Here is a 12334-nt window from a genome sequence, read left to right as displayed (position 1 = left end):
CAACATCATGGCGTGAACGCTATGTCGCATTAAGTACCTTTGTTGGGAGGAACCCAGGGTTGGTGTGGCATTTTGCTGCTGGGGAAGGGATGGTCCCAGTCTCACACACTCATTTGGCGCTTACACTTGGCGGCGTGGTCTTTGGGGCCATTGGTTACTACTTTATCGTTCGCGGCATGCGAATAGGCGAAGTATCCGTTGTGGCCCCATTCAGATATAGTCGCATCCTGTTTGCGATCCTAATTGGGACGATGGTGTTTGGCGAACGTGTAGACATGCTCGCATTACTTGGCATTGGTCTCATTGTTTTTGCTGGGCTGTATTCGTTGAAGAGGGAAGCGCAGAAAACGGTTCAACAGAAACTTTGAACAAAATCACTTCTGAATATCAGTCATAGTTCAAGGTTGCGCGCACCCGGCCAGATGAGAAATGCTGATAATGGCGCATATGTTAAGTAGATCATCATTGAATTTGGACTAACCGAGACTCCTGTTTACGGGCGTGAGCACTCGACGAGGAACGTCACGTCGACCTCGTCGAGTGCTCGCCAACCGGCTACGCTCTCGCCAAAAGGTCATCAGTATACATGCGCGCGCATCTCTGCCCGTCGACAAAGACATCAAAGCTTCCCGCTGTATCTATGAAACGGGATTAGACAGGGTCCCGGCGCCTTGAACGGTTACCGCAAGCAGATCATTTGGTTTCAAAAACCGCTTTGGCGTCCGACTACCGCCGGTTCCATCAGGGGAGCCTGTTGCGATTACGTCACCCGGGTGCAGAGTGAACAAAGATGAGGCGTAAGCGATTTGTTCGGGCAGAGAGAAGATCATTTCGCGCCCGTATGCGGATTGCATCATGTCCCCGTTCAAGGTGACGGTCAGATGCAAATCCTCTACACGCGGCAGCGCATCAGCGGTGGTGACCCAGGGCCCCCATGATCCGGAATTTGCAAAATTCTTGCCCGCATAGATCGAGTGTTTTTGCCAGTCGCGCACAGAACCATCGTTGAAAGGCGCGTAGCCTAGAACATGATCCATCGCTTGCGCGGCCGTCACATGGCGTGCTGGTTTTCCGATCACAACCGCAATTTCGCCCTCATAGTCAAAGCTGTCGGCCGGTGTGCCGCGCGGTGCCTCCAGAGTGGCACCATGCCCGACAAGTGTCTCGCTCTCCTTGCCAAACAGGATGATGTGTTCAGGGCTGGGCGGGGCCACGCCATCAACGGGGTAGGGCTTGGGATAGTTCATACCAACACAGATGATCTTGCGCGGGTTTGGAATGGGCGGCTGGAATGTGATCTCGGCGATGGGGATTGTTGCGGACAGGTTCGCGGAGTCTTTCAGCGCTTCAGATTTTTCAGCATCCAGCAGGTCGCGCAAGGTAGGGTATTGCGCAATGAGGCTGGGGCTTGCCGGAGCAACGGTTTCACCGTTGAACACACCATAGAGCGCTTGGTCGCGATGTAGAAAGGATCCGATGTTCATAGGGTTTTCTTCTCAAATGCGGCTTCGCGTTGGCGTAGAATGGCGGTGAGCGTGTTATTGTACGGGGTGGAGATGGCCAATTCGCGGCCCATGATCGGCACGATCCCATTGATTGCATCCAGTTCAGAGACGCGTCCTGCCATGTGATCCAGCAACATGGAAGGGCGTGCTTTTGGCATACCTGCGCCGAAGGCCGTGACATAGGCGACTGGATCATCAAATGATAATGGCACACCTTTGGCCTGCGCAATCGTATAGGCCTCAAGCATCGCGCCAATGGCAATCTGCCATTGGTCGGGATGATCCATCAACTCGCCGACCTTGACGTTGAAAGTTGTGCAGGGTGCGCTGAAGGTCACGTTGCACAGAAACTTTTCCCAGATCAACTGGGTAATGTTTTCGAACGCCTTGGCGTTGAAACCTGCCTCCTGCCAGACAGCCTCGACACGCTTCAATCGATCCGTGACACCGCCGCCCATCTCTCCGATGCGGATCAGCTTCATGCTGTTATGATGGGCGTGGCCGGGGCTTTTCATGGAGGCACCGAAACCGTCAGCAACTCCTAAAAGGACATTGTCCGTGGGCATGTGCTGCGCGATCCGCTCTCCAGCACCAAGTCCGTTCTGGATCGTCAGAACCATCGCATCGGGGCCGATAACCGGCGCTGCGGCTTGTGCGGCGGTGCCCACGCCGGATGCTTTGGTGGCAAGGATACACAAGTCGCAAACCCCGACATCTGCGATGTTTGTGGTTGCGCGCACCGATGTGACTGTCCGGTCGCCACTGGCCCCTTCAACGCGCAGACCCTTCGCATTGATTGCATCGACATGCGCGCCCCATGTGTCGACGGCCCAGACTTCGTGCCCTGCGTCCGCCAGCAAGGCCGCATAGATGGAACCCATGGCACCTGCGCCGATCACTGCGATTTTCATGGAGCTGTCATCCTTGTGGCAGGCAGGCGGATATCGAAACGCGCCCGCAAGTCTTGTTCGATTTCTGCACTTATATGCCGTGGAAAGTGGCGGGCAAGCGTGTCTGTCACAGTCTTGCGCGCTGAGGTGTTGATGTTTGGCGCCCCACTGGCAAGCCACGCCTCGGGCGCCTGCCGGTCGGCATGACTGGGGTATACGAAATCTGATTTCATGCGTGCATAGGTGTCAGCGTGGCCCAGAAAGTGGCCTTCTCCGTGGACAATCTGGGCTATCGTGTCCGTTGACAACGTCTCATCACTTACGTCGATACTGCCCGCAGACTGCAGAATAGCTCCCAGCATATCGTTGTCGATGACGTAAGCCTCCAAAGAGGTGGCCATCAAGCCGGCCTGCGTGCCGGCGGCCTGAGTGATCAGGTTGGCCCCGGCTTGGGCGGCAAGTGTTACCGACAAGGCCTTTTCAAACCCCGATTGCGCGTCCGGCAGCTTGCTGTCTGTCGCGCCTGCAATTGTTGAATTGGGCAGATCATAGAAGCGAGCAATCTGGGTGGCCGCTGCAGTCAGGATCGCTTGCTCGCCGCTGCCACCCGCCATGCCGCCTGATCGCAGGTCCGTCACCATTGGGCGCGCGCCGTAGATCGCGCGCACGTCTGGGTCGAGGGTCCACGCAAACACCATACCAGCCAAGGTTTCTGCATTGGTCTGCGCCAGACAGCCTGCAATGGTTACAGGACTGGACGCACCCATCTGCCCGAAGGTGTTCACCATCACTGGAATTCCTGACTGCACAGCGGCGGCCATGACCTCGCAGGCGTCGGCGTCAAAGCGCAGTGGCGGTACAGCGTGGTTGATATTGAGGGACAGGAACGGCTTTTCGCGGAATGCCTGTTCTGACCCGGCAATCGCATAGCACATTTGCGCGATGTCGCTGACGTGCGCCGGGTGGCTGGCGCTGACCATCACGTGTTTTGACGTTCCCGCCAAAGATGCGAAGGCGGTGTTTACGTCCAGCGCATGGGTGGTCAGCATATCGCCTGCAATCATTGAGCGCGAGAAAAATTGCACGTGTTCAAGCTTGTCCACAAGCCGCGCAGCATCATAAAGATCGGCCAGCGTTGCGGCGCGGTACGTGCCGTCCGACATGTCCACGATATTGGGCGAGGCCCCGCCAGAGCCCGCATGAACCTTAGCCCCGGTAAGGTCCAGATCCTGACTTGCTGCCCTGCCAAATAGCTGAAACCCACGGCGAAACCCCTCAAGCGCTTGGGTGACAAGCACACGTGGAAACAGCAACCGCCCGTCCGAGGTCAGCCTGCCGCCGCGTTCTGTGACGGCATCTACCACAACCTGTGGTGCCTCGCTCATTCCGACCCGATCAAGGATGTCGAGTGACGCTGCATGAATGCGCGCAAGTCCCTCATCGTTCAGCGGATTAAGGCGACCGGCAATTGGTGCTGCGCGGGGTGCGCCCTGCGTGGCTTGCGGGCCCCCAGCTTTACGCCGCCCTCCGGTGCGTCTGCGCGGTGCAATGTCAGATGTGTGATCCATGGAACCCGTGAGTTTGTGACCTCTGCACTCTCGCTGTCGCAAGGTTTGTCGACAAACAACTTGTCTGGCGACCATGAATAAAGAAAACTGCCGTTATAGGACGGGTTACATATGCAACGCACACCAAGGAAATTGCCACTGACAGCCTTGCGCACTTTCGAGGTCGCAGCGCGGAGGCTTAGCTTCAAGGACGCTGCCGAGGAGCTTTGCGTCAGTGCGACAACCGTCAGCAACCAGATCCGTGAACTGGAGCGGGACTGGCGCTGCAAGTTGTTCATCCGCAAAACACGGGCGGTGGTTTTGACCGACGAGGGGCGATCCTTGAGCCGCGTTTTGACCAAGGCGTTTGACGAGATCAGAGCGGAGGTCGAAGCCTATGGTCAAAGTACGCGCAAGACTGTTACCCTCGCTGTCGGGCCTATTTTCGGCACCCGTTGGCTGGTGCCGCGCCTTGCGCAATTTCACAGCGATCTGCCCAACATCGAACTGATCTTGCATGACAGCCCGCGCATCACCGATGCCGTCATGATGGGGACGCATCTGGCGGTAGATTGGGGTGAAGGAAGTTGGTCAGGTCTACAAAACTACCACCTGATGGACATCACTTATGCGCCTGTTCTGAGCAGAGCGTTGATGGCCGCACGGGGAGGTTTGGAAAGCCCGAAACACTTGGCGCGCTATTCGATCATTCACCAACGCGACCGGTCCGAATGGGCGGCATGGCTTACCCTAGCGGGTTGTGCAGGTCTGACGCTGAAAGAGGAAATCACCATTACGGATTCAAATACGGTGATGCATGCCGCGCTTGAAGGGCAAGGGGTGTCCTTGGGGATATTTCCCTTTGTTGAGCAGGAGTTGAAAGCTGGCAAACTGGTCAAACCCTTTGACATTGAGTTGAAACCGACCCGGTCCTTTTATCTGCTTGCTAAACCCAGCAGTGAGCGCACGCCAGAAGTCGCGTCGGTCATACGCTGGCTTCTGGACCAGGCCGGGGCGTCATAAGGAAAGACGGGTCTGTGTGATCGTGGCATCCGCTGCACGCTTGATATGATAGGCTGACGCATCTGGCTCTGCACTGCATAGGCCCACCGGACCGGATGCGTCAAATACCACTGCGACTCCGTCGTCGATTGCAACCGTGTCAGGCATGGTGCGCCCCGCAACCGCGCGGTGTAGCGCCAGTTGTCTGTCTGTTTCCGTTGAATAGTGCGGGCAGGCGCCGCCCTTGATCAGCCCCAAGCCTTTCAGCGGGCGCATGGGGCCACTGCCGGAGTTAAACAGGAAACGGTCGAACCAGCAGACCGCGCCCGCACTGACTCCGGCCACGGGAAGCCCGAGCCGCGCCGCATCACACAAGACGCGGTCCCACCCGTTGCTACGCCAGAGGGCAACCATTTTTTCGGTATCGCCGCCGCCCACGTAAATCATGTCGAGTGCGTTCAGGGTGTCCGCAAGGGATTGTGCATCCAATGTCATCGGTAGGTGAACATGGCTGGCGGTTTCACCGTCAAAACGGGCGTTAAAACGCGCGACCTTAAGCGGGTCGTCGTTGCTGGCCGTTCCGATAAACCCTAATCGCAGTTTTGTTTGACCCGCCTGCCTCAGGCAAAAGTCGTCAAGCATCGGGTGGGTCTCATGGGTAAAGCCGCCGCCACCTATTGCGGTGATGTTGATGCCGCGCACGCCGATCCCTTTCATGTTGTTTTCAAATGGACCCCTCAAGGAACTGTATTTGTTCTGCGCATGTCAAAGGGAAACTATGGGGGAAGATGCAGTTCCCAAATCGGTGATAGATAAGGTTTTTCATATCTATCAATAAGCCAATTTGCGTTTGTCGGTTTGTGACTGCGGGGAGGAACATCTTGTCAAAGCGAGCGCGCAAAAGCCGCTCCGCGACATTGGGAGGAAGAAACATGAAAAAACTAATCACGATGGTATCCGCGATTGCGCTTTCCGCTGGAATGGCCGCAGCCGAACCAAGCGGCACATTCCGTCAAGCACACGAGCTTGGCTTTGGCGCGCAATCGAGTCTTGATCCGATCTCTAAGGGGCGCGTGTTCCAGATTACCGAAAAGATTATGAGCCGGCTTGTGCGTCCTGGTTTGGATGGCAAGCCCCAAGCCGATCTTGCGACAAGCTGGGAAGCCAACGAGGACGCAACCGTCTGGACGTTCAAGCTGCGCGAAGGTGTGATGTTTCACGATGGGTCCACATTTGAAGCGGCGGATGTAGTTTACTCGCTGAACCGCGTGCTGGATCCCGAAAGCGACAGCCCGGCGCGGTCTGCGGTGAAAATGATCACAGAAGTGAAAGCGCTGGACGGTATGACTGTGCAGATCACGCTGGACACACCTTTTGCCGACATGCCGTTGCAACTGATGGATTACCGGTTGCGGATGCTGAACGAAGGGTCGGGCGATACGATTGCGATGACCGGCAACGGAACTGGCCCCTTCAAGGTCGAGAAATTTGATGCGGAAGGCACCACAACCCTTGTTGCAAATCCCGACTATTGGGAGGGTGCGCCCGGTGTGGCGCGGATGGAGGTCATTGGCATTGCTGACGGTCAAGCCCGTTTGCAGGCGCTCTTGGGCGGTCAGATCGACATGGAGCGGGGGATTACTGCCCAGCAACAGGTCATGCTGAAAGGTTCTGACAAGTTCAACGTTCAGGTGATTCCAACTGGCAACTGGCGCGGCCTTGTGTTCCGCACAGATGTGGAACCGTTCAGCGACATTCGCGTCCGTCAGGCCGTTCGCATGGCGGCGGACCGCGAAGAATTGGTGGCATTGGTGTTGGGCGGCGAAGGTGTCGTCGCCTGTGACACACCAGTTGAGCCTAACGACCAGTATCGCGCTGCCCTCAGCTGTCCGCAGGACATCGAAAAGGCCAAGGCGCTGTTGGCCGAGGCTGGCTATCCTGATGGCATCGACATTGACGTGCATGTTGCGACGCTAGAGCCCACATGGCCCACCTTGGCCGTCGCTTATCAGGAACAGGCTGCCGCTGCGGGCATTCGTGTGAACGTGGTGCAGGCCCCGACCGATGGCTATTGGTCCGAGGTCTGGATGAAGAAAGACGTGGCTGCGACCCGCTGGAATGAACGCCCCGCAGATCAGGCGCTGCACGAGATCTACCTGTCGACTGCTAAGTGGAACGAAAGCTACTACAAAGATGAAAAGCTGGACGCGATGTTGGGTGACGCCCGTCGTGAGTTGGATTTCGACAAACGCAAGGCGATCTATGTGGCAGCCCAAGAGCACCTGCTGGAGACTGCTGGCACGTTGATCCCCTACACAGTGACCAAGCTGATTGGCGTATCGTCGCGGGTGTCAAGCCTTGACGAGGTCAAGAACGACGCCGTGCGCTGGCACATGATCACGGTTGAGTAACTTGACAGTTCATTGCTGAATCGGAGGAGGGCGTGCGGATATTCCCACGCCCTTCGTCTCTCCAACAAACGGATATTGACCCATGCTGGCAATGCTGCTCCGCCGATTGTTCCTAGGGCTTGTCACGGTCTGGATCGTCTCGATGATCATTTTCGCCGGTGTCGAAATGCTGCCAGGCGACAGTTGCACAGCGTTCCTTGAACGCGAAGCCCAAGGCAAACTGCTGGAGAATTGCCGCGAGGCGCAAGGCCTGAACCGTCCCGCAGCAGAACGGTATTTTGACTGGGCCACAAGTGCCGCGCGCGGTGATCTGGGTATCTCTGCCAATGGCGAAAAGAGCATTGCCGAACTGGTCGGCGACCGGCTGGGCAATTCACTGTTGCTGGCCGCATGTTCGTTGGCGCTGGGTGTACCTTTGGCGATTTTCCTTGGTGTTGTCACAGGCCTGTGGCGCGACCGCCCGGTTGATTTGGCCGTTTCCACGTTGGCAATTTTCGCCATGACGATCCCTGAATTCGTCTCTGCGACGGTTCTGATCCTTATCTTTTCGGTCTGGCTGGGGTGGTTACCAGGCATTGTGCTGACCTCTGCCAGCGCGCCGGCATCCGAGTTTTTCCCCGAGATTATCCTGCCTGTTTTGGTGCTGACCATGGTGATGACCGCGCATATCCTGCGCATGGTGCGGTCTTCGGTGATCGAGGTCATGGTAGGCGACTATATCCAGATGGCGACCCTCAAAGGTGTGCCGTATTGGCGCATCGTTTTCCGGCACGCATTGCCGAATGCGCTTTTGCCCGCGATCAATGTTGTCGCTTTGACAATTGCTTGGCTTTTGGGCGGGGTCGTCGTGATCGAAGTTGTGTTCAATTACCCCGGACTGGGCCGCATGATGATTGACGCCATATCTGACCGCGATTTACCCGTTGTCCAAGCCATCGCGCTGATCGTCGCGACGGTTTATGTCTGTGTGAACCTGTCTGCAGACATACTGACCATGTTCGCCAACCCGCGCTTGCGCACCTTGCACATGAGGCGCGGATGACCGTCACGTCAGCCCCTCCACAAAACACCCGTTTGATGCGGACTTTGTCGGTCCTGCGCGATGTCGTCTCGCGCCCATCAGGTGCGATTGGCCTTTTCTTGGTGGTTTTCCATGTGGTGCTGGCATTGGTCAGCCCATGGATTGTGCCGTATGACTACAAGGCGATGAATTCAGCGATGATGCTGACGGGGCCAGAGGCGACCCATTGGCTGGGCACCGATCATCTTGGTCGCGATGTCTTTACCCGTGTCCTCCTTGGCGGGCGCGAAGCGCTGTTAGTCACAGGTATCGCGACGCCCATCGCAGTCACATGGGGCGGCTTTGTTGGAATCCTTTTTGGCCTCATTGGAGGGCGCATAGATGAAGTGCTGATGCGTGTTGTCGATGCCTTCCTGTCGCTGCCATGGATCCTGAAAATGCTGGTCCTGATTGTGACGTTTGGCACCGGCGTCGAAGTGCTGATCCCGACGCTGGCGTTCTTCTACGGCATTCCGGTGATCCGCATCGCACGTGCTGCAACCCATGATGTTGTGGCGCGCGACTTCGTCTCGGCAGCCCGCGCCCGGGGGCACAGCCGTATGACCATCATCCGGCATGAGCTACTGCCCAACGTGCTGGACACGCTGATGGTTGAGGGCGCGATGCGCTGGTCGTGGATGTTGCTGGCGTTCTCGTCACTGTCGTTCCTCGGATTTGGTGTGTCTCCGCCAACACCTGATTGGGGGTTAATGATTGCGGATGCCCGCGGATTTATGTCGTTCGCGCCTTGGGGCGTTCTGGGGCCGGTCATTGCATTGTCCTCGCTCATTATCGGGATCAATCTGACAGCAGACGCTTTGGCCAAGGCCCTAGGGATTGACCGTGCACAAAAGGCGCCAGTATGACCGGACCGTTGATAGATATCCGCGACATTTCTGTCGGGTTCACTGGCAAGTCCGGCGCAACCCTGCCGGTGCTGCGCAACATTGACTTGAAGGTGAATGCTGGCGAGAGCATTGGCATCGTTGGCGAAAGCGGGTCGGGAAAATCGACACTGGCGCTGGCCGCGATGGGCTATCTCAAACGCGGGCTGCGGCTGATGGAGGGGTCTGTCGCCTTTCAGGGCCAAGACATGTTCGCCCGCACACGCACCGAGCTGGAGCAGATCCGAGGCGGCGAATTGGCCCTGATCCCACAGAATTCCGGACAGTCTTTGACGCCGACGTTGCGGATTGGCGCGCAACTGGTTGAGGCGTTGCGCCTGCACGCGGACGTCCCCGAGGCGCAGTATTCTGCCAAAGCGATTGAGCTGTTGGGGCAGGTGCGCCTACCAGACCCAGCCGCAATTATGACCCGCTTTCCACATGAGCTGTCAGGCGGGCAACAACAACGCGCGGCCATCGCGATGGCATTGGCCGGTGAACCGACGGCGCTGTTATTGGACGAACCAACCACTGGGTTGGATGTCACGACACAGGCGCATATTCTCGAATTGCTACGCGATATTGCCCGAGATCGCGGCATGGCCATGGTCTATGTCAGCCACGATCTGGGGGCGATTGCGCGGGTCTGTGACCGCGTTGTGGTGATGTATGCGGGCGAGGTGGTGCTGGAAGGTTCCACACGTCAGGTGCTTAAGACGCCGATCCACCCTTACGCGCGCGGCCTGCTGGCCTCGATCCCGCGGCTGAGCGATCCGCGGCTGCCAGTTGCGTTGGACGGGCGGCCCCCAGCACCGGGTGGGGCGGGGCAGGGGTGTTCCTTTGTTGATCGATGTGCCCTGGCGCAAGACGGGTGTCGGACCAGCCGCCCCGATCTTGAGCGTCTGCCAAGCGGCGAGGCGGTGCGGTGTTTTCACTATCAAGAAGCGCATCAATTGTCATTGACCGGAAGCGGTGCAATCCCCGCCAGCCTTGATGGGGCGTCACCCTCAGCCCTTCATCTGGATGACCTTGCGATCAGTTATCGCCGGCCCGGTTTGTTTGACAAAGTTCTGGGCCGCGACAGCGCCGGCGTTCCTACAGTTAACGGGATCGAAATCACGGTGGCCAAAGGCGAAACACTGGGCCTTGTGGGGGAAAGCGGCTCGGGTAAATCAACAATTCTCAAAGCGATTGCGGGGTTGTTGCCGCCATCGGGCGGCAAGATCACAGTCGCTGGAGGACAAGCACTTGCGCCTGAGGTTGAACACCGCAGCCCGGATCATCTGCGTAAAATTCAGCTAATTTTCCAGAACCCCGATGACAGTCTCAATCCACGCCAGACCATTGCCCAGATCCTTGAGCAACCGCTGAAATTATACTTTGGCCTGACGGGTGATGCGCTACATCAGCGGTCTGCAGACATCCTTGATCGCGTCCGCCTTGGTGCGCACTATCTGGATCGTTTGCCCAGCCAGCTTTCTGGCGGGGAAAAGCAACGGGTTGCAATTGCGCGTGCCTTTGCGGCTGAGCCTGATCTGGTGCTCTGTGACGAAGTGACATCGGCGCTGGATGTATCGGTGCAGGCTGCCGTCCTAGATTTGTTGAATGATCTCAAGGCGACCCAAGGCACGACCTACGTGTTCGTCAGCCATGACCTTGCTGTGGTGCGCGCCTTGTCTGACCGTGTCGCGGTGCTCTATCAGGGGCGGCTTTGTGAACTGGGGCCGTCGGCTGATGTCTATGCCATGCCCTCGCATCCGTATACCGAAGTTCTACTGGGAGCGGTGCTAGAACCTGACCCTGACACGGCCCCGACGCTGAGCGCTGATGATGTGGTAGAGCTGTCACCACCCGCGCAGGGGTGTCCGTTCCAACGCCGTTGTCCGCGCAAGATCGGACGGATTTGTGACACTGATACACCGCCCTGGCAACATGGCACACAGGGCCATGCAATCAAGTGCCACCATTCGATTGCGGATCTTGCAACGGCTCAAGCCGAAGGTGCAGCGGGACAACGCGCTTGAGTAAGCTGCGCCTGGCAGAGGCCCGCGTGTCGGTGCCCATCGCGCAGGCCCATGCACAAGCCGTTCATGTTCTGCAGGCGGAAGGCTGTGGAACCGAACACGCAAAAGCGATTGCTGATCATCTGATAGATGCGGAACTATGCGGTGTAGAATCCCATGGCATTATGCGCGTCCTTCAGTATGCGGATGAGTTCAGGCGCGGCTATCTTGTTGCCAATGTGGTGCCGAATGTGACCTCTGGCTCCAGTGCAACTGTGGACGTTGATGGGGCTGGCGGGATCGGCATTCTTGCGATGAACACGGCCACTGACGCAGGGATCGACGCAGCGCGAAAACATGGTGTTGCCGCCCTTGCGGTACGCAACATAGGCCATACTGGGCGGTTGGGTGCCTTTGCCGAAAGAGCGGCAGATGCGGGATGTCTGTTCATCGCTTGCGGCGGTGGGGCGCGCGAGCGTTGGCGTATGGTCGCCCCATACGGCGGAAGCAAAGCGGTACTGCCAACAAACCCGTGGTGTCTGGGTATTCCGGGAGGCGCGCAGGGTCCTGTCGTTCTGGACTGCGCGACAGGCCAAGTTGCTGGTGGGTGGATTTATGCGGCACAGGGTGCAGGTGCGACGCTGACTGAGGGATCGATTGTGGACAGCAGTGGCAACCCATCGACAAATCCAGCGGACTACTTCAATGGCGGCGCGATCTTACCAAAGGGTGGCGTTCTGGGTTACGGTCTTGCCACCATGGGCGAGCTGATTTGTGACGCGATGTTGGGTCCGGCAACCGTTGAGTGCAATACGTTTATTCTGATGGTGGACACAGGACTATATCGCGCGAAGAGTTCTCTTCAAAACGCTGCAGAAGCCATCTTGGATGAATTGCGTAACTGCCCACCTGCACCAGGGTTTGACCGGGTTGAAGTTTGTGGCGAGCGCGAACAGATACATCGGGCGCAGACGTCTGTCTTGCGTTTGCCCGCCCGTACCTGAGAGGCTCTCGTCACGCATCAATAGTGCA

Annotated in this window: 11 protein-coding genes; 7 read left to right on the top strand and 4 right to left on the bottom strand. The window is 57.7% G+C overall.

Going from position 1 to position 12334, the window contains the following annotated elements:
- On the top strand, window positions 1-368 hold a 368-nt coding region (locus PFRI_RS14380; RefSeq protein WP_139292124.1), incomplete at its 5' end, for an EamA family transporter.
- A 270-nt stretch (window positions 369-638) separates the two neighbouring features.
- Here the strand turns inward: PFRI_RS14380 and PFRI_RS14375 are convergent.
- From PFRI_RS14375 to PFRI_RS14365, 3 genes are read right to left on the bottom strand one after another with little or no spacing between them, the layout of a single operon-like run.
- Window positions 639-1484, bottom strand: coding sequence for a fumarylacetoacetate hydrolase family protein (locus tag PFRI_RS14375; RefSeq protein WP_072631402.1), 846 nt, complete (start codon window positions 1482-1484; stop codon window positions 639-641).
- Entirely contained in the window at window positions 1481-2416 is a 936-nt protein-coding gene (locus PFRI_RS14370) for a ketopantoate reductase family protein (protein WP_072631401.1), read from the bottom strand. The genes PFRI_RS14375 and PFRI_RS14370 overlap by 4 nt, the downstream gene beginning before the upstream one ends.
- Entirely contained in the window at window positions 2413-3963 is a 1551-nt protein-coding gene (locus PFRI_RS14365; RefSeq protein WP_072631400.1) for a trimethylamine methyltransferase family protein, read from the bottom strand. Before PFRI_RS14365 ends, PFRI_RS14370 begins: the two co-directional genes overlap by 4 nt.
- A gap of 111 nt (window positions 3964-4074) precedes the next feature.
- Here PFRI_RS14365 and PFRI_RS14360 point away from each other — a divergent pair, with 111 nt between their 5' ends.
- Entirely contained in the window at window positions 4075-4965 is an 891-nt protein-coding gene (locus PFRI_RS14360; RefSeq protein ID WP_072631399.1) for a LysR substrate-binding domain-containing protein, read from the top strand.
- On the opposite strand, the gene PFRI_RS14355 is transcribed toward PFRI_RS14360, so the two are convergent.
- Window positions 4960-5661, bottom strand: a complete 702-nt coding sequence (locus PFRI_RS14355; RefSeq protein ID WP_072631398.1) for a Type 1 glutamine amidotransferase-like domain-containing protein — start codon at window positions 5659-5661, stop codon at window positions 4960-4962. The genes PFRI_RS14360 and PFRI_RS14355 overlap by 6 nt on opposite strands.
- A 215-nt stretch (window positions 5662-5876) precedes the next feature.
- Between PFRI_RS14355 and PFRI_RS14345 the strand changes: the two genes are divergently transcribed.
- The 5 genes from PFRI_RS14345 (at window position 5877) to PFRI_RS14325 (ending at window position 12306) form a co-directional block, all read left to right on the top strand.
- Entirely contained in the window at window positions 5877-7355 is a 1479-nt protein-coding gene (locus PFRI_RS14345; protein ID WP_072631396.1) for an ABC transporter substrate-binding protein, read from the top strand.
- An 82-nt stretch (window positions 7356-7437) separates the two neighbouring features.
- A complete protein-coding gene (locus PFRI_RS14340) occupies window positions 7438-8397 on the top strand; it encodes an ABC transporter permease (RefSeq protein ID WP_072631395.1) in 960 nt (319 codons plus the stop codon).
- Complete coding sequence (locus tag PFRI_RS14335) at window positions 8394-9281, top strand: ABC transporter permease (RefSeq protein ID WP_072631394.1); 888 nt, start codon at window positions 8394-8396, stop codon at window positions 9279-9281. The genes PFRI_RS14340 and PFRI_RS14335 overlap by 4 nt, the downstream gene beginning before the upstream one ends.
- The gene (locus PFRI_RS14330) at window positions 9278-11323 is read left to right on the top strand and encodes an ABC transporter ATP-binding protein (RefSeq protein ID WP_072631393.1); all 2046 of its coding nucleotides are present in this window, start codon (window positions 9278-9280) and stop codon (window positions 11321-11323) included. Before PFRI_RS14335 ends, PFRI_RS14330 begins: the two co-directional genes overlap by 4 nt.
- Complete coding sequence (locus PFRI_RS14325) at window positions 11320-12306, top strand: Ldh family oxidoreductase (RefSeq protein WP_072631392.1); 987 nt, start codon at window positions 11320-11322, stop codon at window positions 12304-12306. The genes PFRI_RS14330 and PFRI_RS14325 overlap by 4 nt, the downstream gene beginning before the upstream one ends.
- Window positions 12307-12334: the final 28 nt, after the last annotated feature.

The sequence above is a fragment of the Planktotalea frisia genome, assembly GCF_001890925.1.
GTDB lineage: Bacteria > Pseudomonadota > Alphaproteobacteria > Rhodobacterales > Rhodobacteraceae > Planktotalea > Planktotalea frisia.
Note: the sequence above shows the minus strand (reverse complement) of the source record. Positions and strands in the feature narration are given on the sequence as shown.

Bases quoted from the DNA above. Each gene is read 5' to 3' on its own strand.
- PFRI_RS14340 (WP_072631395.1), top strand. From the start codon at position 7,438: ATGCTGGCAATGCTGCTCCGCCGATTGTTCCTAGGGCTTGTCACGGTC.
- PFRI_RS14345 (WP_072631396.1), top strand. From the start codon at position 5,877: ATGAAAAAACTAATCACGATGGTATCCGCGATTGCGCTTTCCGCTGGA.
- PFRI_RS14370 (WP_072631401.1), bottom strand. From the start codon at position 2,416: ATGAAAATCGCAGTGATCGGCGCAGGTGCCATGGGTTCCATCTATGCG.
- PFRI_RS14365 (WP_072631400.1), bottom strand. From the start codon at position 3,963: ATGGATCACACATCTGACATTGCACCGCGCAGACGCACCGGAGGGCGG.
- PFRI_RS14355 (WP_072631398.1), bottom strand. From the start codon at position 5,661: ATGAAAGGGATCGGCGTGCGCGGCATCAACATCACCGCAATAGGTGGC.
- PFRI_RS14375 (WP_072631402.1), bottom strand. From the start codon at position 1,484: ATGAACATCGGATCCTTTCTACATCGCGACCAAGCGCTCTATGGTGTG.
- PFRI_RS14360 (WP_072631399.1), top strand. From the start codon at position 4,075: ATGCAACGCACACCAAGGAAATTGCCACTGACAGCCTTGCGCACTTTC.
- PFRI_RS14330 (WP_072631393.1), top strand. From the start codon at position 9,278: ATGACCGGACCGTTGATAGATATCCGCGACATTTCTGTCGGGTTCACT.
- PFRI_RS14335 (WP_072631394.1), top strand. From the start codon at position 8,394: ATGACCGTCACGTCAGCCCCTCCACAAAACACCCGTTTGATGCGGACT.